Raw genomic sequence first — 19,567 nt, forward strand, 5'->3', positions numbered from 1 at the left:
CGCATCGAAAGGAGCAAGCATGGACAGCGCAATGAGAATGCAAGGCAAGATCGCGTTCGTCACGGGCGCGGGGCAGGGGATCGGCCGTGCAGTGGCCGTGCGCCTGGCGCAGGAGGGCGCGAAAGTCGTCATCAACGATCTTCACGATGACAGCCGGTCCGAGCAAACGCTTGCCGATGTTCGCGCGGCAGGGAGCGACGGATGCATCGTGGCGGGCGACGTGAGTGTCACGGAGGCCAGCCGCCAACTGATCGCACAAGCGGTCCAGCAGATGGGCCGAATCGACGTGCTCGTGAACAATGCGGGCGTTGAACACAACGCGTCGTTTCTCGATGTCACCGAAGCGGACTACGACCGCGTACTCGACATCAATCTGAAGGGCGCATTCTTCATCACGCAGGCATTCGTGGCCCATCTGCGCGAGACGCAGCGCGGCGGCCGTATCATCAATATCAGCTCGGTCCACGAGGAATTGCCGTTTCCGCACTTCACGAGCTACTGCGCGAGCAAAGGCGGCATGAAAATGATGATGCGCAATCTCGCCATCGAACTCGCCCCGTTGGGTATTACAGTGAACAACGTTGCACCGGGTGCCGTCGGTACGTCCATCAACGATCGCTTGCTGCATAATCCGAATGAACTCAATGCGCTGCTCGGCAATATCCCGCTCAAGCGCCTGGGCAAGCCTGAGGACGTCGCGAACGCAGTGTTATTTCTCGCGTCGGACGAAGCCGATTATGTGACCGGTTCGACGTTGTATGTCGACGGCGGCCTACTTTGGAATTACTCCGAACAATGAGCATGACAATCGCAGCCGATAAGATGCTGGCACGGGGCGGGGCGGCACCGGACGTCGGGCACGTCGCGCCCGCCGACATCATGACGCCGGCGGATCGCTATCAGGACCTGTTCGTCGCCGTGCAGATGGGGCGTGTATTCGACGACAGCAAGACGTTCGTGGATTGCGTGCCGCTTATCGACCCCGGCGCGATCGTGCGCCGGTACCACGCCGATCGGCATCTGCCCGGCTTCGATTTGAAACACTTCGTGAACGCGCATTTCGCGCGTGAAGCGGCTCCCGTCGATCACTATGTGGCCGATCCGCGGCAGTCGCTCGCTGCGCACATCGACGGGTTGTGGCCGGTATTGAGCCGCCGGCCTAGTGGACATCCGCCAAATAGCTCGCTGTTGCCGCTGCCGTACGACTATGTCGTACCCGGAGGCCGCTTCAGCGAGATGTACTACTGGGATTCGTATTTCACGATGCTCGGTCTCGCGCAAAGCGGCCGGCGCGATCTGCTGCGCAGCATGGCGGATAACTTCTCGTTCTTGATCGACCATTACGGGCACATTCCGAACGGCAATCGCACGTATTACTTGAGCCGATCGCAACCGCCGGTGTTTGCGCTGATGGTCGATCTGTTCGAGGCGCATGGCGTCAAGCCTGCGCTTAAGTACTTGCCGGAGTTGAAACGCGAGCACGCCTATTGGATGGACGGCGAGGAAGGACTCGCGCGAGGCGACGCCGCCCGGCACGTCGTGAGGTTACCGGACGGTGCTTTGCTGAACCGTTACTGGGATGAGCGCGGCACGCCGCGCGACGAGGGATATGTCGAAGACGTCGGCACGGCGGCCGCAAGCGCGCGCCCGCATGACGAGGTTTATCGCGAACTGCGTGCAGGCGCGGAATCGGGCTGGGATTTCAGCTCGCGTTGGCTGACCGATCCGCACGATTTGGCGACGATACGGACGACGTCGATCTTGCCCATCGATCTCAACAGCTTCCTCTACAAGCTCGAAACGCAGATAGAAAAGCTTTCGCGCGCACAGGGCGATGCGGCGACGGCCGAGTTGTTTCGGGGATATGCGGCCTCGCGGCGGCAGGCTATCGATCGCTATCTGTGGAGCGAAGCGGACGGCGCCTTCGTCGATTACGACTGGCAAGCCGGGGCGCAGCGAAGCGGTTTGACGGCGGCGCTGGCTGTCCCGCTTTACGTGGGCCTGGCGACGCGCGAGCAAGCGCATCGTACGGCGCGTGCGTTGGAGTCGCGGCTGTTGGCGACGGGCGGTATCAGAACGACCGAACAAGAGAGTTCGCAGCAATGGGATCGACCCAATGGATGGGCGCCGCTGCAATGGATGGCCACGCGCGGATTGATTCGCTATGGCGAGGGTGGTCTGGGGCGAGAGATTGCTCATCGTTGGCTGGCGACGGTGGCGACCGTTTATGAACGCGAGTACAAGCTCGTCGAAAAATACTCGCTGCATCACGATGTCGATGCGACACAGGGTGGGGGCGGCGGCGAGTATCCGTTGCAGGATGGATTCGGCTGGACCAACGGTGTCGTGCGTAAACTGCTGGAAGATCATGCGGACCATGATGCGCATCGCAGCCGCGCCGGCGAGCCGCGCAAACGCAGCGGTAGGAAGACGCACGTCGACGACATGGCATCGGAAGCGAAGGAGCGGCAAGCCGGGGCGGATTGAAGACCCGCATCGTGCATCCGGGCCCTACGAAGGACGGGCGCGGCTTTGCCGCCCCATAGGACCGGCCCGAGCGGCGGCCATGCTGCCGAGTCGACCACGCCCCCGCCGCCGCCGCGCCTACTTCGCCGATGCCGCCGTCTCGATCAACTTCGCCACGGCGGCGGGATGGGACACCATCACCACATGCGACGCCCCTTTGACGACAACGACATCTTTGGCATCCGCCCGTTTGGCCATGAACGCGATGGCTTGCGGCGGGATGTTTTTGTCTGCATCGCCGTAGATGAACCATGAGGGAATGGTCTTCCAGGCCGCGTCACCCGACTTCTCGTTGAGTGCGGCTTCGGCGATCGGACGTTGCGTGGCAGCCATCAGTGCCGCCTGACCGGCAGGAACGTCGGCCGCGAATTGCGCATGAAATTTGTCCTGAAGGATAGATAGATCCTTGCTGCCATCGGCGAGCGTGACGGCCGGGGCCAACGCCTGGCCAAGCGTGCTGCCCGGAAACTGGTTGGCCAGCCCGGCAACCGTCTCGCCCGTTTCCGGGGCGAACGCACTGACGTACACGAGCGCCTTCACATTCGAATGTCCGTTTGCCGCCTCGGTGATGACGTTGCCGCCATACGAGTGCCCAACTAGCACGACGGGGCCGCGCGCTGCCGCCACGACGCTGCCGATGGATGCGCCATCGCTCTTCGCGCCGCGAAGCGGATTGGCGGCTGCAATCACGGTGTATCCGTCCTTGTGCAAGATTTTGATGACGCCGTTCCAACTGGATGCGTCGGCGAACGCGCCGTGCACGAGTACGACGGTGGGCTTCGGGGCCTGCGTCTTCGCCTGTCCCTGCGCCTGCGCTGCGCTCATACCGGCGAGCATGGCAACGCCTACAACCAGCCCTGTCAATCGCTTCTTCATGTTGTATTCCTTGTTTGGCTTGATAGACTCAAATTTAAAGACTCGAACTCACTCGAAGCCGTCCGCGATCAAAGATGATCGGCGTCGACAACGGCTTGTGTGAATGCTTGCGGCGCTTCTTCCGGCAGGTTATGACCGATGCCGCCGCTAATCAGCCGGAACTGATATTTGCCTGCGAACCGCTTGGCGTACGCCTCGGGCTGAGCATGCGGCGCGCCGTTGGCGTCCCCTTCCAACGCGATTGTCGGCACGGTGATCGGCGCAAATTGCGCCAACCGTTGTTCCAATGGCGCGTATTTCGATTCGCCCTGCGCGAGGTCGAGCCGCCACCGATAGTTGTGAACCGTGATCGCCACCTGATCCGGGTTGTTCAATGCGCTGGCGCTGCGCTCGAACGTAGCGTCGTCGAAATGCCATTTCGGTGAAGCCAACTGCCAAATCAACTTGGCGAAATCATGGTGGTATTTTTCGTAGCCGATGCGGCCGCGATCGGTGGCGAAGTAGTATTGATACCACCACTGCAGTTCGGCGCTCGGCGGCAGCGGCGCCTTGCCGGCTTCCTGGCTACCGATGAGATAGCCGCTGACGGTCACCAATGCCTTGACCCGCTGCGGCCAGAGCGTCGAGACGATGTCGGCGGTCCTCGCGCCCCAATCGAAGCCGCCGAACACGGCGCGATCGATGTGCAACGCATCCATGAAGTCGATCACGTCTTGAGCGAGTGCGGCGGGTTCGCCGTTGCGCACGGTGCGATCGGACAGGAAACGGGTATCGCCGTAGCCGCGTGCATACGGCACGAGCACCCGATAGCCTTGCGCGGCCAGCGCGGGAGCGACTTTTTCGTAGCTATGGATGTCGTAGGGCCATCCATGCAGAAGGATCACGACAGGACCGTCGGCCGGGCCCATTTCCGCATAGGCGACGTCCAATACGCCGGCCTGGACATGCTTAAGCGGTCCCCAAGGATCCTGCGATGCGGCGAGTGACGTGGACGGCTGGGGCTGGGCGTCTTCCGCGTGGGCGACGGGCGCAAGGCAGGCGAGACCGAGAGCAAACGTGGCGGCGAGGGCCAGACGGGCGCGTTTCATTGTGTTCTCCTGGGGTGGGGGATCGGGGCGGCCTCACGATGAGGCGTTGGCCGGTGTGTGTATGAGACCGCGCCGGCGTATCCGTCTTGTGTCGCGACGGGGGCGAAAGCGCATCGCAATGTATCTCTCGCCGGATCAGATACATTGCGATACATAAAGGCGTACATGGCTGACGGCCGAGCTAGGGCAGCCTGCTACAAACAGATACAAAAAGCCGGCTCGCCGGATACGCCAGGGATAAGTAACGGGCATTCAATAGGCACTCAGTGTCCTGTCCCGCAAGCTTCTTTGATATGAAATCGCCCCATTCATCAAGAAACGTACGGGACAGGACAGGACACTAGACGGCGCACATCGCGTCGATATCGATGACCGACGAGGCAAACCTATGACTATCCCGCGCGTTGCCCTTGCTGCGCTTGCCCTGAGCGCAGCCCTGATCACCTTCTGGTCCACCCGGCAGGCCGCCGCCACCGCCGCCGGCTCTCAACTTGTCGAGCAGGGTCCCGCGCCCGGATTCGAGGGCGCCGACCGCTGGTACAACTCGCCGCCGCTGTCGCTCGATGCCTTGCGAGGCAAGGTGGTACTCGTGGAGTTCTGGACGCGCGAATGCATCAACTGCATTCACGTGCTGCCGCACACCCGGGCGCTGTACGACACCTACGCCAAGGACGGCCTCGTGATCATCGGCGTGCACACGCCCGAATACGCGGAGGAACGCGATCCGTCGGCGTTGCAGGCCGCAATGAAGCAATTTGGGGTCATTTGGCCGGTCGCGGTGGATAATGAGTCCCGCATTTGGAATGCCTATGGGAATCGCTACTGGCCCGCGCTCTACCTCATCGATCGGAGCGGCCATGTGGTGTATCGCCACTACGGCGAGGGGGACTACGAGCAGACGGAAGCGCGGATCCGCGCGCTGCTCGGCAAAGCGTAGTCCGCGACGCAAGCAACGATAAAGTGGAAAGGGCCATGGAACATATCGACCATATCCTCGTCGTCGATGACGACCGCGACATCCGTACCGGCGTCGTCGAATACCTGCGCAAGAACGGCTTGCGGGCGAGTGCCGCGGTAGACGGCCGCGATATGTTTGCGCAGCTGGATGCGTCGGCCTTCGATCTGATCGTGCTCGACATCATGATGCCGGGCGACGATGGTCTCGTGCTGTGCCGCACGCTGCGCGGCGGCAAGCACAAAGCCGTGCCGATCCTGCTGCTCACCGCGCGCGACGACGAAACCGATCGTATCGTCGGCCTGGAAATGGGCGCTGACGATTACGTCGTCAAGCCGTTTTCTCCACGCGAACTGCTTGCCCGCATCAAGGCGGTGACCCGCCGCTCGCGCATGCTGCCCCCCAATCTGCGGATTACCGAGACCGCCGATACGCTGTCGTTCGGACGCTGGCGGCTCGACACCACGGCACGTCACCTGATCGATGCGGGTGGCACGATCGTCGCCTTGAGCGGCGCGGAATTCCGGCTGCTGCGTGTGTTTTTGGACCATCCACAGCGCGTGCTGTCGCGCGATCAGCTGCTGAACCTGACGCAGGGCCGGGACGCCGAGCTGTTCGACCGGTCGATCGATCTGCTCGTGAGCCGGCTGCGCACCCGGCTCGAAGATAACGCCAAGGAACAGTCGTACATCAAGACGGTACGCAGCGAGGGCTACGTCTTCAGTATGCCGGTGACCGTGCATGGAGAGCACGCGTGAACCGCAGCGTCTCGGCAATGGCGGCACGCTGGCTGCCCCGGAGTATGGCCTCGCGCGTCTACCTGATCGTCTTCGCGGGGCTGATGGTGGCGCAAGGGCTTTTGTTTGCGCTGATGTTTTACGAGCGCTATCAAACGGCCACCACCGTGATGCTCGATACGGTGGAGCATGAGGTGAGCACGTCCGTTGCCATGCTCGATCGCTTACCTGCGGCGGAACGCGCCGATTGGGTGGGGCGCCTCCAGCGCGACAACTACCGCTTCGTGCTGGGCGATGGCGAGCCGGGTACCGCGCTCGTCAACCCGCGTGCGAAGGCGCTCGCCCATCGAATCGAGCAGGAAGTGGGGCCCGGTTATCACGGGCGGGCCGACGCGGTTGCGGCGAACCCGGCGCGCTATCAAGTGCATTTCACGTTGCACGACGGTTCGCCCCTCACCTTGGTGGTCATTCCGCGCGGCATTGCGCCAATCGCAAAGTGGCTGCCGGTCGTACTGGCGGTGCAACTCGTCGTATTGCTCGGATGTACGTGGCTGGCAGCTCGATTGACCACGCGCCCGTTGACGCAACTCGCCAAAGCGGCCGAAGCGATGACGCCGACGGCGGATGGCCCGCGCATGAGCGAGGCGGGCCCGCTCGAAGTGGCGCAGGCGGCGACGGCATTCAATACGATGCAGGAGCGCATCGCCCGCCATTTGAAGGAGCGCTTGCATATCCTTGCCTCCATTTCGCATGATCTTCAGACGCCGATTACCCGAATGCGCCTGCGCGCGGAAGGACTGGAAGCGGGGCCGGTGCGCGACAAGATGCTTGGCGATCTGCACGACATGGAACATTTGGTGCGCGAGGGCGTGGCTTATGCGCGTAGTGCGCATGGTGGGGCGGAAACGCCGGTCCGCATGGATGTGCGGGCGTTCCTGGAAAGCCTCGTCTACGATTATCAGGACATCGGCAAGCCCGTCACGTTATCGGAGTCCGTCGCGGGTGCCGCGATGGTTCGCAGGCAGGCGCTGCGGCGAGTGCTCGGCAATTTGATCGACAACGCGATCAAATACGCCGGTGCCGCGGAAGTCAGCGCGCGGCATGGCGAGCAAGGCACGCTCTGTATCACGGTGTGCGATCGTGGGCCCGGCATTCCCGACGATCAATTGGAGCAGGTACTGCAGCCGTTCTATCGGTTGGAAGGTTCGCGAAACCGCGACACGGGCGGTGCAGGGCTCGGTCTGGCCATCGCCGTGCAATTGACGCGTGCGATCGGCGGCACCCTTGATCTTTCGAACCGGCAAGGCGGCGGCCTGACGGCGACCGTTGCCTTGCCGTGACAGCGCGGATTACTTCGCCACGGGCATCGTGAACTCGGCACCCTTCTCGGTGCTTTCCGGCCAGCGTTGCATGATCGACTTCTGCTTGGTGTAGAAGCGCACGCCTTCTTCACCGTACGCATGCATATCGCCGAACAGGCTGCGCTTCCAGCCGCCGAAGCCGTGCCAGGCCATCGGCACGGGAATCGGCACATTGATGCCCACCATGCCCACTTCGATCTGACGGCCGAATTCGCGGGCCACGTGGCCGTCGCGCGTGAAGCAGGCGACGCCGTTGCCGAATTCGTGGTCGTTGATCAGCTGCACGGCTTCCGAGAAGTCTTTCACGCGCACGCAAGCCAACACCGGCCCGAAGATTTCTTCGCGATAGATGCGCATCTCGGGTGTGACATTGTCGAATAGCGTGCCGCCCGTGAAGAAGCCGCCTTCATGGCCGGGTACTTTCAAACCGCGGCCATCCACGACGAGCTTCGCGCCTTCCTCGATGCCGGTGGCGATGTACCCTTCGATGCGTTCCAGCGCCTGGCGCGTGACGATCGGCCCCATCTCGGCATCGGCTTCCATGCCGTTCTTGATGACGAGCGTGCGCGCCCGTTCCGCCAGACGCGGCACGATCTTGTCGGCCACATCGCCGACGAGCACGGCGACCGAAATCGCCATGCAGCGCTCGCCGGCCGATCCATACCCGGCGCCGATCAAGGCATCCACCGTCTGGTCGAGATCGGCATCGGGCATGACCACCATGTGATTCTTCGCCCCGCCGAGCGCCTGCACGCGCTTGCCGTGCTTGGCACCCGTCTCGTAGATATAGTTGGCGATCGGCGTCGAGCCCACGAAACTGATGGCCTTCACGTCGCGATGCTCGAGCAGCGCGTCCACGACAACCTTGTCGCCTTGCACCACGTTGAAGACACCATCGGGCAAGCCGGCTTCCTTCAGCAGACGCGCCATGAACAGCGAGGCGGACGGATCACGCTCGCTCGGCTTGAGGATGAAGGTGCAGCCGGCGGCGATCGCCACCGGGAACATCCAGCACGGCACCATGGCGGGGAAGTTGAACGGCGTGATGCCGGCCACGACGCCGAGCGGCTGGCGCACGGTCCAGTTGTCCATCCCCGTGGACACTTGCTCTGTGTAGTCGCCTTTCAGCAGTTGCGGGATGCCGCAGGCGAACTCGATGACATCGATACCGCGGGCCACTTCGCCGCGTGCGTCCGCGAAGACTTTTCCGTGTTCGGCCGTGATGATCGCGGCCAGCTCATCCTGGTGACGATTCATCAGTTCCAGAAAGCGCAGCAGGACGCGCGCGCGGCGAATGGGCGGCGTGTCGCGCCAAGCCGGGAACGCGGCTTTCGCGCTCGCGACCGCGGCGTCGACGTCGGCCACTTCGCCGAGAATCAAGCGCCGCGGGGCTTCGCCCGTGGCCGGATTGAACACGGCTTGCGTGCGCTCGCCTACGCCGCGCTCGATCTTTCCGCCGATGAAATGAACGACATCGCTCGAATCGGTATAGGGCTGCATTTTGTCTCCTCGCAAGGTGAATTGATCAGGCTCAGTTTACGAAGAGAGCGCCCTCATGCAAAGACTGCCGCGCTGAAATGATTGTTTGGCTTGGTGAACAATCGACGTTGCGGCCTATGAAAGATTATGGGGGGCGGTGCTATGATGGCCTTTAATTTCCGATTGAAGGCGGGATAGTTTCTTGGATACGCAAAAGGTCGAGGCGCTCTGGACGCATCTGCACTGGCTGAACGTGCTGGCAGAGCAAGGCAGCTACACGGCCGCGGCCTTGCGGCTGGGCGTGAGCAAGGCGGCGATGAGCCAGCGGATCGCCGAACTCGAACGCGTCACGGGCGTCGCGTTGGTGCAGCGCACCACACGCAGCGTCCACTTCACCGAAGCAGGTAAGCGGTTAGTGGAAGAGACGCGCGCCGGATTCGAGCGCATCGCGGCGAGCTTCGCGGGCGTGCGCGACATGGCCGATGTCGCGCGCGGCACGGTGCGCGTCACGGCACCTGTCGCGTTCACGCGGCTGCAACTGGTTCCTCGCCTCGCGGCGTTCGCGCGCGCTCATCCGGATATTCGAGTGCAATTGGAGCTGTCGAATCGGCTGACGTCGATCGCCAATGAAGGCTTCGATTTGGCCATCCGGCACAGTGCGCAGGTACCTGAAACGCACGTGGCGTGGAAGCTGTGCGATACCCGGCCCGTGGTCGTCGCCACCCGCGCGTACTTGAAATTGCGCGGCACGCCGCGCACGCCGATGGATCTGGCGCAGCACGATTGTCTTTACTATCCGCGTCCGTTGGGCGAGGGAGTATGGGCGTTCGAGAAAACGGGCAAGCGTGCCGATCAGTCGCGCATCAGCGTGACGGTGACAGGCCCGGTCTCCGCGAACGATAGCGAGGCACTGCGCGATGCCGCACTCGAAAATCTGGGCATTGCGCTGACGCCGGATTTCACCGCGCAGGATGCGTTGCGGGCGGGCAAGCTCGTCGTGCTGCTACCCGAGTGGCGCTCGGTTGGCACGTTCGCATCGCAACTGTATGTAGTGCGCCCTTACGCGCCGCACGTGCCGCGTGCGGTGACGTGTTTCGTGGATTTTCTCAGGGCGTCCTTCGCTCAGGGTTTCCCCTTTGAGTGAAGGACGGAAAATCGCCACTACGCGTATGGCGGCTGGTTTGCCGTGACAAGACAATAAAAGAGACTAACAAGGCAACGAGACGGCCCGCGAGCCGCTCATTGAATACAGATCAGGCTCAGATCGACGGTCCGGCGAAACACGCTGCGGTTCAACCACGGCACGAACGTGTATTCGTAGTAAGCGTGAGAGGAGATGTGGATCCAGTGACTCAAAGCGTTCGGCATGGCTCTAACCTATCGATCTTCCCGTCGTACGCGGCCCTTCGCCGGGTACGGAATGGCCGCGTATCGGCCATGAAACAAGGTTAGTCCTGCCATCCTTCGTCTTCCATTCTACGAACGGCTCGGCCCGCTCCTGCCTAGGCATGCCGCTTACATACCCGCGTATATCCGTATCGGACCTGACCGCAACGGCTTGACCCGCGGCCTTAGCTTTTCGGTACCGAGATGCGATCCGCTGCCCGGCCGTTCGACAGCATGCAGATGAGCGGCACGTAATGCAGCGGCTCGCCGAGCTTGGCGGAAAGGGCCATCCATCCGCGCGCGCGCAGGATAGCGCTCGACGTGCGTCGCCGGTTGCGGTAGTGCCGGCGAGCGTGGCTTCGCGAAGAATGAGTACACATGGGGGCGCCTTTCGAAGAAAAAGCAGCGGGGGGACATCCCCACAATATAAGAGTGGCGCCCAACGCTCAAATCTACGAACAGGTGATCGGGCTCGGACGTTGGTGTCAACCGATCATCCGTTCGTATAGTGTCTGTCGCGCCGCTCGCATCCTAGACTGCCATCATGGATGCCAGATGTTCCCCTAATCACGCTGTATCGCCCGACTCAGCGAGGACCGCCGCATGGGTGCCGGCCGAACCGTTCGAACCGTATCGATCGTCGACGATGACGATGCTGTCCGTCTGGCGGTCGCAAGCCTCGTGCGCTCGTTGGGGTGGCAAGCGGATTTGTTTGTCTCGGCCGAAGCCTTCTTTTCCCACGCGCGGCTGCTTGATACGACGTGCCTGATTTCGGATGTACGCATGCCGGGTATGTCCGGCACGCAAATGCACGACCGGCTCGTGGAACTCGGCTATCACATCCCGACCGTTTTCATCACGGCGTTTCCCACGCCCGACGTCTGCGCGAGGGTGGGCAAGGATGGCGTGCTCGCCGTTATTGAAAAACCCGTCGAGGCACAAGCGATGGAGCATTGGCTCAACGTTGCGCTGAGCCGGTCGTGACTCCTGGTGCCGAAGGATCGACGTGCAGCGCTTCGGCCTTGCGGACGAGATCGGCTACCGAGCGCGCGCCCATCTTCTTCATGACCTGCCCGCGATGGATTTTGACCGTGATTTCACTGAGATTCATGGCCGATGCGATCTGCTTGTTCAGCATGCCGGTGACGACGAATCCCATGACTTCGCGTTCACGCGGCGTGAGCGACGCATATGACGCGCGCAGTTCGGCGGTCGAGCGATCGGCCGCCAGGCGCTCAGTGTCGCGCGCCAGCGCGTTCGACACCGCATCGAGCATGTCCTGCTCGCGAAACGGTTTCGCCAGGAAATCGACCGCACCCGCCTTCATGGCTTTCACGGTCATGGCGATATCGCCGTGGCCTGTCATGAAGATGATCGGCATGCGCAAGCCGGTTTTCGCCAGTTCGTCCTGGAACGCGAGCCCGCTCTCGCCGCGTAGCCTGACATCCAGCACGAGGCAACTGGGCGCCTCGTATTTCGGAAACGTCAGGAATGCTTGCGAGGAGTCGAACAACTCGACCTGTAACCCGATCGAGCGAAACAAACTGCTGAGCGCGAGCCGCATCGCCTCATCATCGTCCAAGATGTAGACGACGGGCCGGTGCGCTCCCGATGGCGCGCCGGCCGGCTTCTGATCGGACGTCAAACTCATCCCGTTCCCCTCCCAGTGGGATTGCCGCTTCATGTTGTTCCGCAACGGCCGCTCGTGCAGGCAGGATGCACCCGCCTGTGTCGACGCCCAGTGCGTTTTCCATTCGCCAAATAGACAGAACCGTCCGTCGCCCCTATTATCCAGGGTCCGACCCAGCGCAGCGCCTCCCTCGCTCAGCGATGCAGTCGAATGCGGCCACGCGTGCGGGTATCGGGATCATTCTACGCTCGGCGAATGTGCGCACCCAGGCCCCCGCAAACGAGAAATGACGGGTGCGCCGCGCTCAGCTGTACTCTATGCCATCTATGATGGCGATTTCATCGGTCGATTCCTCTCTGTCCTCAGGGTTATTCCTCCTGACCAGGGCCCGGCAACAAGCGCCATGATTGTCCAGGATCGTTCGTGACAGTCAGATGCGGACGGCATTGGGGGCGGCATTGGAATCGATGACGATCGATGCTCCCTGCATGGGGCGGTTGGGGTATGGCATGAGGGGTTGGCTTCTGGCGTGGGTCGGGGCGTGCGCGTTCGTCTGCGCGTGCGTGCCTGCGCTCGCCTTGGCGCGGGAGGGGGCGAGCGCTTCGGCGGCCGGCGCCCGGAGCGCTTCGGGCGGACTGAGTCTGGCCGAAGCCCAACGCGTTGTCGCGGCCGCGGAGCAATCCGCCGTTCCGTGGAACGGGCCGCGCAACGGGCCGCGCGCACAACCGGGCAAGCATCTGGCGATCGTCGCCGAGGATTTGCGCAATGGCGGTATTGTCGGCGTCATCGACGGCGTCGTGGAGGCAGCCAAAGCCATCGGTTGGCGCGTCGAACTGTTCGACGCCGCCGGTGCGCCCGACCTGCGGATGAAAATGCTGGCGACGGCGCTGGCCAAGCATCCGGACGGGCTCATTCTGGCGGGCGGCGACGCCCACGCATTGCTCCCGGGCCTGAAACCGTATGCGCAGCGCGGTATCCCGATCGTCGGCTGGCATGTGGCGGCCAAGGCCGGCCCGGTACCCGGCACGCCTGTGGCGATGAATGTATCGACGGATCCGTTTCAGGTCGCGCGCGTGACGGCGCTCGCCGCGATCGTGGAGTCGGGCGGGCATGCGGGCGTCGTGATTTTCACCGACTCCAATTTCCAGGTTGCGCAAGACAAGGCGAATGAAATGGCCGAGGTCATCCGATCCTGCAGCGGTTGCACGTTGCTGAGCGTGCGCGATGTCGCGATCTCGCGCGCCGAGGCGCGCATGCCGGACGTGACGCGCACATTGCTCGCGCAGTATGGGGCGCAATGGACGTACGCACTGGCAATCAACGATATCTACTTCGACTATGCCGTCCCCGTATTGACAGAGGTGGGCGCTTCAAGCCGCGATCTGACGATGCTTTCCGCCGGAGACGGCAGCGAGTCGGCGTTCCTGCGGATTCGCACGCGTACGTTCCAGACCGCGACGGTGGCCGAACCGCTGAACCTGCAGGGCTGGCAGATGATCGACGAATTGAACCGGCTGTTCGCCGGCGACCCGGTGACGGGCTACATTTTTCCCGTGCATCTCGTGACGGCGGGCAATATCGCGGCGGACGGCGGGGATCGTTTGGTCTACGATCCGGCCAACGGCTATCGCGACATCTATCGCCACATTTGGCTGCATCCGTGAAATTACCGCTCCCGCAAACGCTCACCGCTCAGTTCGCGCTCGTCGCCTCGTGTCTGGCCGCGCTGGTTGTTGCGCTGGGCGCGACGACCGTCTATTCGTTGACGGAATCTGCCCGCGCGCTGCGCCAACTGGCCGAGGACAGGCTCGTGCGCTTGCAGGACGCGCAGGATCTGGCGCAGCAAACCGTGACGATCGAGCGCATGACGCTGCAGTTGTCGAGTGACGACACCTTCGAGGCGGTGCGCGAGACGCAACGGCGCATCATCGACCATCTCACGTCGTTCGACGGCCTCGTGGATCGCCTGGCTTCGGCGCCCTCCACGCGCGAGGATGTCGGCGTCGATGCGCTGGCGCTGCATCGGTCGAGCCAGCGCTTCCGCAATATTGTCAATATCGTGGCGCAGGTGCGCCAGCGTGCGTTGAGCGAGCGGTCCAGGCGAGGCATGCCGCCGGGGCTCTCGGCCGATGCATCGTTGGCCAGCCTCGATCACGAGATGCGCAGTCAGGCGGATGCGCTGGCCGTGACGGCGCGTGAACAATCCGATCACTTCACGAGCGAATATCGACGTGCGGTTCAGCAATTGGCGCATGACGCGGACCGTACGCGCGCATGGATCGTCGGCGAAGTGCTGGTGAGCCTGCTGCTGGCCTGGCTCATTGCTCACGTTTTGCTGGGCCGCCATGTCGTGGGCCGGCTGCGGAAGGTGAGCCAGTGCCTGCGGCACGGCGATTTGTCCGATGAGAACGATCGGCCCGCCGTCGTGCCCGTGGCTGGGCGGGACGAGATTGCCGACATGGCCCGGGCCGTCGAGCAATTTCTCGAAGATCGCCGCCGACGCAGGCAGGTCGAAGAGGCGCTTAAGGTGCTTAACGTCGAACTCGAAGGGCGTGTGGCGGAACGCACCGCTGAACTGAGCAAGGCACTGGCGGGCCGGGAGGCGGAGATCGTCGAGCGGCAGCATGCGGAAGAAGCCGTTCGCGCGAGCGAACACTTTCTGAACAGCATCATCGAGAACATCCCGGACACGGTCTTCGTCAAAGAAGCCAGCACTTTGCGCTTTGTACGCTTGAACAAGGCGGGCGAGCGACTGCTCGGCTATCGGAGAGAGGAGCTGATCGGCAAATCCGTGCACGATCTGTTTCCCGAGCAGGAAGCCGAGTTCTACGCCGTCAAGGATCGGGACGTGTTGAGATCGCGCCAGTTGGTCAACATACCCGAGGAGTCGGTTCTCACGCGTCATGGACAGCGCTTCGTCCACACGATGAAAATTCCGATCCTCGACGTGCGCGGCGAGCCGCGTTTTCTGCTCGGCATCTCGCGCGACATTACGGACCAAAAGCGTGCGGCTGCCGAGTTGCGCGAAAGCGAGCGGCGCTACCGTGAAGTTCAGACGGCGCTGGCCCACGCGAATCGCGTGGCGACGATGGGGCAGCTCACCGCCTCCATCAGCCATGAAATCAAGCAGCCGATCGCGGCTACGGCCACCAACGCTCAGGCCGGCCTGCTGTGGTTACGCGCGCAGCCGCCCAATCTCGAGGAAGTGCGGGAAGCGTTCAATCGAATCAACAAAGACATGCGGCGCGCAAGCGAGGTGATGAATCGAATTCACGGCCTCGTCAAGAAGACGCCGCCGTCGATGGAATCGCTGCGGATCAACGAAGCGATCAACGACGTCGTCGACTTCCTGCACGGGGAGATCGTCAAGAACCTTATACGCGTGCAGATGCGGCTTGCACCGGACGTGCCGACCATCGAGGGCGATCGCATCGCGCTGCAGCAGGTAATGCTCAATCTGGTCATGAACGCGGTGGAGGCGATGAGCGCGGCCGATGAGCGCTCGAGAGCGTTGACCATCGCCACCCGCATCGACGAATCGGGCGCCGTCCTCGTTTCGGTGTCCGATTCGGGGCCGGGCATCTCGCGCGAAGCGGCGGAACGGCTCTTCGAGCCGTTTTACACGTCGAAAGCCGGCGGGATGGGCATGGGGTTGTCGATCTGCCGCTCGATTGTGGAAGCACACGGCGGGCGGCTATGGGCGAGTTCGAACGAGCCGCATGGTGCCGTGTTTCAGTTCACCGTGCCCGTAGCGGCGCAGGCCGAAACCGCGGTGTCGTCTACGGTGCCCGTCCAGAAGGAGTGACGGAAGCAATCGGGGAAGGGCATGCGGTACCCGCATCATTCGCGCACGTACAATCGGTGCCCTTGGATCACGACACTCCTCCGAAACGCATGGAAACCCGTTCACACGTCAGCGTGCTGCGACAAATACCCGGCAGCGTCTGGGTATTAGGGTGTGTCAGCCTCTGTATGGATATCTCGTCCGAGATGATCCACAGCCTGTTGCCGATGTTTCTCATGGCGAGTTTAGGCGCCAGTGCGGCGACGATCGGCATCATCGAAGGCCTGGCGGAGGCGACGGCGCCCATCGTCAAGGTATTTTCCGGCGCATTCAGCGATTATCTCGGCCATCGCAAATGGCTTGCGGTGGCGGGATATGCCATGGGGGCGCTGTCCAAGCCGCTGTTTGCGATCGCACCCACGATCGGCATCGTGGTGACGGCCCGCGTGATCGATCGCGTCGGCAAGGGGATTCGGGGCGCGCCGCGCGATGCGCTCGTTGCCGATGTCACGCCTTCGCATTTGCGCGGGGCGGCGTTCGGTTTGCGGCAATCGCTCGATACGGTCGGTGCGTTTCTAGGGCCGCTCTTCGGTGTGATCGTGATGTTGGCATGGGCCGACAACTTCCGGCTCGCTTTCTGGCTCGCATTGATTCCGGGGCTGCTTGCGGTGGCGCTGTTGGCGGTGGGCATCCGCGAACCGCGGCACGAGGGCGGCGCGAAGTGCGCCAATCCCGTTCGATGGGACAACGTCAAGCAGATGAGCCGCGCATACTGGTGGGTGGTCGCAATCGGCGCGGTGTTCGCCTTGGCGCGTTTCAGCGAAGCGTTTCTGGTGCTTCGTGCGATGCGCAGCGGCGTACCGATTGCGCTCGTTCCGCTCGTGATGGTCGCGATGAATATTGTCTATGCGCTGTCGGCGTACCCGTTCGGCAAGCTCGCCGATAAGGCCAGCCACAATCGAATACTGCTTGCCGGGCTGGCGGTATTGATCGCGGCCGATATCGTCCTGGCGCATGCCGTGCACTGGCCCTTCGTGGTGGCCGGCGTGCTGCTGTGGGGGCTGCACATGGGCATGACTCAGGGCCTGCTGGCCGCGATGGTGGCCCATACTGCGCCGGCGCAACTGCGCGGCACGGCGTTCGGGTTCTTCAATTTGATCAGCGGCGTCGTGACGCTGGCGTCGAGTGTGATCGCAGGCGCCTTATGGGATCGCGTTGGCGCAATGGCGACGTTTTATGCGGGAGCCGGCTTCTGCGTGGCGACGATGCTGATCTTGGTGGTGGCGCCGGCGCCCGCCGTGCGCGGGGTAGGCGGGTAGGCGGAGGGAAGCGGCCCGGCTATGGGCCGGGCGGCTTCTTTGTCCCGCCGTTAATCGACCTGACTCAACGCATCGGACAATGCACTCACCAAGTCGTCGATTTGATGCCGTTCGGCGATGAACGGCGGTGCCAACTGAATCGTGTCGCCGCCAAAGCGCACGTAAAATCCCTTCTTCCAGCACTGCATCGCGATCTGGAACGGGCGCAAGGCGGGTTCCCCGGGCTTATGCTCGATCGTGATGCCCGCTGCCAGGCCGCAATTGCGAATATCCGCGATATGGCGCTGGCCTTTCAGCCCGTGTACCGCTGCCTCGAAGTGCGGCGCCAGCTCGCGCACGCGGCTTATCGCGTCCTCCTTCACGAGTAGATCGAGCGCGGCTATGCCGGCCGCGCAGGCGATGGGATGCGCCGAGTAGGTATAACCATGCGGGAATTCGACGAGATACTCGGGCCCGCCAGCGGCCATGAACGTATCGTAGATTTCCTTGTTCGCGACGACTGCGCCGAGCGGTTGCGCACCGTTGGTCACTTGCTTCGCCAAGTTCATGATGTCGGGCGTGACACCGAAGAAGGCTGATCCCGTCATCGCGCCTGTACGGCCGAATCCCGTGATCACTTCATCGAAAATCAGCAGAATGTCGTGCGCGGTACAAATGTCGCGCAGACGTTGCAGGTAGCCTTTCGGGGGCACCACGACGCCCGCCGAGCCGGAGAACGGCTCGACGATGACGGCGGCAATGTTGGAGGCGTCGTGCAATGCGATGAGATCGAGCAGCCGGTCGGCCAATTCGGCGCCGTGCTCAGGCAAACCGCGCGAAAACTTGTTTTCCGGCAGTTGCGTATGCGGCAGGAAATCGGCGTCGATGCCTTGCCCGAATAGCTTGCGGTTCGGTCCGATGCCCCCGACGGAAATACCGCCGAAGTTCACGCCGTGGTAACCCTTCTCGCGGCCGATCAGGCGTGTCTTCGTTCCTTTGCCCTTGGCTCGCCAATAGGCGCGAGCCATCTTGAGCGAAGTATCCGCCGCTTCCGAGCCCGAGCCCGTGAAAAACACGTGATCCAGGCCTGCCGGCATCAACGCCTTGATCTTGTTGGCGAGTTCGAACGATGTCGGATGTCCGAACTGGAACGCCGGCGCATAGTCGAGCTGTGCGGCTTGACGGCTGATTGCCTCGGTAATCTCCGTGCGACCGTGACCGAGACCGCAGCACCATAGGCCCGAGAGACCATCGAAAATCTTCCTGCCGTCGGCATCGGTGTAATAAGCGCCCTGGGCCCCGACGATCATCCGCGGATCGCTCTTGAACTGCCTGTTAGCGGTAAACGGCATCCAGTGCGCATCGAGCCACGCTGCATCGGTGCGCGCTTCGCCTGCTGCTTGTGCTTGCGACAACACGGTCTTCATGTCGGTCAGATCGGTCATTTCGGTTGGCGGGCCGCGCCCCTCACAGTTGAGTATGTTGCGTATTGTCGGCCGCCCGATTAGTCTCTTCGATATCGCAATATCAATCTTTACTTTCCAATCCATGCAAGTAAAAAAGGCCAAGAGCCGTGCGCTGCTCGGACAGCTCAGCGATATGGATCTGCGGCTGCTGCGGGTGTTCAAGGCGGTCGTGCAATGCGGCGGCAGTGCCTCGGCGGATCTGGATCTGAACATCGGCATTTCCACAATCACCCGGCATGTCAAGGATCTTGAAACCCGGCTCGGGCTCGTGCTGTGCCGGCGCGGGCGGGCAGGGTTTACGCTGACGCCCGAGGGCCAGACGGTGTACGAGGAAACGCTCCTGCTGCTGTCGTCGATCGAGGCATTCCGCAGTCGAATCGACGGCATCCATGACCGGATGGGGGGCGAGTTGCATATCGCCGTGTTCGACAAAACGGCGACGAATCCCGGCGCGCGGATCGGCGATGCGATCCGGCAATTCGTGGACGATGCACCGGACGTTGCCTTGAACTTCCATGTGGCGTCGATCAACGAAGTGGAACGCGGCGTGATCGACGGGAGCTATCAGGTCGGGATCATTCCGGCGCACCGCAGCTCGAACAGTCTGGCCTACACCGATTTGTTCGACGAACAGATGCTGCTGTACTGCGGCAGGCAGCATCCGCTTTACGATACGTCGCACGCCCGATTGACGTGGAGTGCGATGCGCAAGTACGCCTTTGCCGGCCTCGGCTTTCATTCGCCGAACATGGAATTCAGCCACCGGGCGAAACTGACGCGGCGCGCGACGGCGTTCGATCAGGAAGCGATCGCGACGTTGATTCTATCGGGGCGGTTTCTCGGTTTTCTCCCGGATCACTACGCCGAGAGCTTCGAGCAGAAGGGGGCGATGCGCGCGGTGGCGCCGGAGCGCTTCCACTACGAGTGCCGCTACGTGGGGCTGACGCGCCGTTCGCCGCGTCCTTCACGCGCGGCGTTGCT

Annotated in this window: 18 protein-coding genes and 1 pseudogene; 12 read left to right on the forward strand and 7 right to left on the reverse strand. The window is 62.7% G+C overall.

Annotated features, from left to right (window positions below):
• The first annotated feature begins 19 nt into the window (after positions 1–19).
• Positions 20–799, forward strand: a complete 780-nt coding sequence (locus tag ACTHL0_RS13690) for an SDR family NAD(P)-dependent oxidoreductase (protein WP_440567290.1) — start codon at positions 20–22, stop codon at positions 797–799.
• Positions 800–801: 2 nt separating this feature from the next.
• A complete protein-coding gene (gene treF, locus ACTHL0_RS13695) occupies positions 802–2,487 on the forward strand; it encodes an alpha,alpha-trehalase TreF (protein ID WP_440567291.1) in 1,686 nt (561 codons plus the stop codon).
• A gap of 117 nt (positions 2,488–2,604) precedes the next feature.
• Here treF and ACTHL0_RS13700 read toward each other — a convergent pair whose 3' ends face one another.
• Both ACTHL0_RS13700 and ACTHL0_RS13705 read right to left on the reverse strand, forming a co-directional pair.
• Positions 2,605–3,402, reverse strand: a complete 798-nt coding sequence (locus ACTHL0_RS13700; RefSeq protein ID WP_440567292.1) for an alpha/beta fold hydrolase — start codon at positions 3,400–3,402, stop codon at positions 2,605–2,607.
• Between the two features lie 68 nt (positions 3,403–3,470).
• On the reverse strand, positions 3,471–4,490 hold the full coding sequence (locus tag ACTHL0_RS13705) for an alpha/beta fold hydrolase (RefSeq protein ID WP_440567293.1): 1,020 nt from the start codon (positions 4,488–4,490) through the stop codon (positions 3,471–3,473).
• A 388-nt stretch (positions 4,491–4,878) separates the two neighbouring features.
• On the opposite strand from ACTHL0_RS13705, the gene ACTHL0_RS13710 reads away from it, so the two are divergent.
• Genes ACTHL0_RS13710 through ACTHL0_RS13720 form a run of 3 tightly spaced genes read left to right on the forward strand, consistent with a single transcriptional unit; the run spans position 4,879 to position 7,522 of the window.
• Positions 4,879–5,427: a redoxin family protein gene (locus tag ACTHL0_RS13710; protein ID WP_440567294.1), complete on the forward strand. Its 549-nt coding sequence runs from the start codon at positions 4,879–4,881 to the stop codon at positions 5,425–5,427.
• Positions 5,428–5,462: 35 nt separating this feature from the next.
• Positions 5,463–6,203: a response regulator gene (locus tag ACTHL0_RS13715; protein WP_440567295.1), complete on the forward strand. Its 741-nt coding sequence runs from the start codon at positions 5,463–5,465 to the stop codon at positions 6,201–6,203.
• A complete protein-coding gene (locus tag ACTHL0_RS13720) occupies positions 6,200–7,522 on the forward strand; it encodes a sensor histidine kinase (protein WP_440567296.1) in 1,323 nt (440 codons plus the stop codon). The genes ACTHL0_RS13715 and ACTHL0_RS13720 overlap by 4 nt, the downstream gene beginning before the upstream one ends.
• A gap of 9 nt (positions 7,523–7,531) precedes the next feature.
• Here ACTHL0_RS13720 and ACTHL0_RS13725 read toward each other — a convergent pair whose 3' ends face one another.
• Positions 7,532–9,043 carry a CoA-acylating methylmalonate-semialdehyde dehydrogenase gene (locus ACTHL0_RS13725; RefSeq protein ID WP_440567297.1) on the reverse strand — a complete coding sequence of 504 codons (1,512 nt, stop codon included), beginning with the start codon at positions 9,041–9,043 and terminating at the stop codon, positions 7,532–7,534.
• Between the two features lie 181 nt (positions 9,044–9,224).
• Between ACTHL0_RS13725 and ACTHL0_RS13730 the strand changes: the two genes are divergently transcribed.
• Positions 9,225–10,166 (forward strand): LysR family transcriptional regulator, encoded by a 942-nt coding sequence (locus tag ACTHL0_RS13730; RefSeq protein ID WP_440567298.1) that lies wholly within the window; start codon positions 9,225–9,227, stop codon positions 10,164–10,166.
• A gap of 95 nt (positions 10,167–10,261) precedes the next feature.
• On the opposite strand, the gene ACTHL0_RS13735 is transcribed toward ACTHL0_RS13730, so the two are convergent.
• Positions 10,262–10,390: a hypothetical protein gene (locus tag ACTHL0_RS13735; RefSeq protein ID WP_440567299.1), complete on the reverse strand. Its 129-nt coding sequence runs from the start codon at positions 10,388–10,390 to the stop codon at positions 10,262–10,264.
• Positions 10,391–10,593: 203 nt separating this feature from the next.
• On the reverse strand, positions 10,594–10,788 hold the full coding sequence (locus tag ACTHL0_RS13740) for a hypothetical protein (protein ID WP_440567300.1): 195 nt from the start codon (positions 10,786–10,788) through the stop codon (positions 10,594–10,596).
• A gap of 223 nt (positions 10,789–11,011) precedes the next feature.
• Here ACTHL0_RS13740 and ACTHL0_RS13745 point away from each other — a divergent pair, with 223 nt between their 5' ends.
• Positions 11,012–11,392, forward strand: coding sequence for a response regulator transcription factor (locus ACTHL0_RS13745; protein WP_440567301.1), 381 nt, complete (start codon positions 11,012–11,014; stop codon positions 11,390–11,392).
• Here the strand turns inward: ACTHL0_RS13745 and ACTHL0_RS13750 are convergent.
• The gene (locus ACTHL0_RS13750; RefSeq protein ID WP_440567302.1) at positions 11,367–12,059 is read right to left on the reverse strand and encodes a response regulator transcription factor; all 693 of its coding nucleotides are present in this window, start codon (positions 12,057–12,059) and stop codon (positions 11,367–11,369) included. The two genes, ACTHL0_RS13745 and ACTHL0_RS13750, sit on opposite strands and share 26 nt — an antisense overlap.
• A 488-nt stretch (positions 12,060–12,547) precedes the next feature.
• Between ACTHL0_RS13750 and ACTHL0_RS13755 the strand changes: the two genes are divergently transcribed.
• From ACTHL0_RS13755 to ACTHL0_RS13770, 4 genes and pseudogenes are all read left to right on the forward strand, one after another.
• The gene (locus ACTHL0_RS13755; protein ID WP_440567303.1) at positions 12,548–13,702 is read left to right on the forward strand and encodes a substrate-binding domain-containing protein; all 1,155 of its coding nucleotides are present in this window, start codon (positions 12,548–12,550) and stop codon (positions 13,700–13,702) included.
• Positions 13,699–15,066, forward strand: a pseudogene (locus tag ACTHL0_RS13760) (PAS domain S-box protein); the annotation flags it as partial. The gene ACTHL0_RS13755 and the pseudogene ACTHL0_RS13760, both read left to right, overlap by 4 nt.
• Positions 15,058–15,843, forward strand: coding sequence for a sensor histidine kinase (locus tag ACTHL0_RS13765; protein ID WP_440567308.1), 786 nt, complete (start codon positions 15,058–15,060; stop codon positions 15,841–15,843). The pseudogene ACTHL0_RS13760 and the gene ACTHL0_RS13765, both read left to right, overlap by 9 nt.
• Positions 15,844–15,932: 89 nt before the next feature.
• A complete protein-coding gene (locus ACTHL0_RS13770) occupies positions 15,933–17,141 on the forward strand; it encodes an MFS transporter (RefSeq protein ID WP_440567304.1) in 1,209 nt (402 codons plus the stop codon).
• 50 nt (positions 17,142–17,191) lie between these two features.
• Here ACTHL0_RS13770 and ACTHL0_RS13775 read toward each other — a convergent pair whose 3' ends face one another.
• Entirely contained in the window at positions 17,192–18,565 is a 1,374-nt protein-coding gene (locus ACTHL0_RS13775) for an aspartate aminotransferase family protein (protein WP_440567305.1), read from the reverse strand.
• Positions 18,566–18,668: 103 nt separating this feature from the next.
• Between ACTHL0_RS13775 and ACTHL0_RS13780 the strand changes: the two genes are divergently transcribed.
• Positions 18,669–19,567: LysR family transcriptional regulator (locus tag ACTHL0_RS13780; protein WP_440567306.1), on the forward strand; the 899-nt coding region annotated here is incomplete at its 3' end.

The sequence above is a fragment of the Trinickia sp. genome (genome assembly GCF_051961175.1).
Lineage (GTDB): Bacteria > Pseudomonadota > Gammaproteobacteria > Burkholderiales > Burkholderiaceae > Trinickia.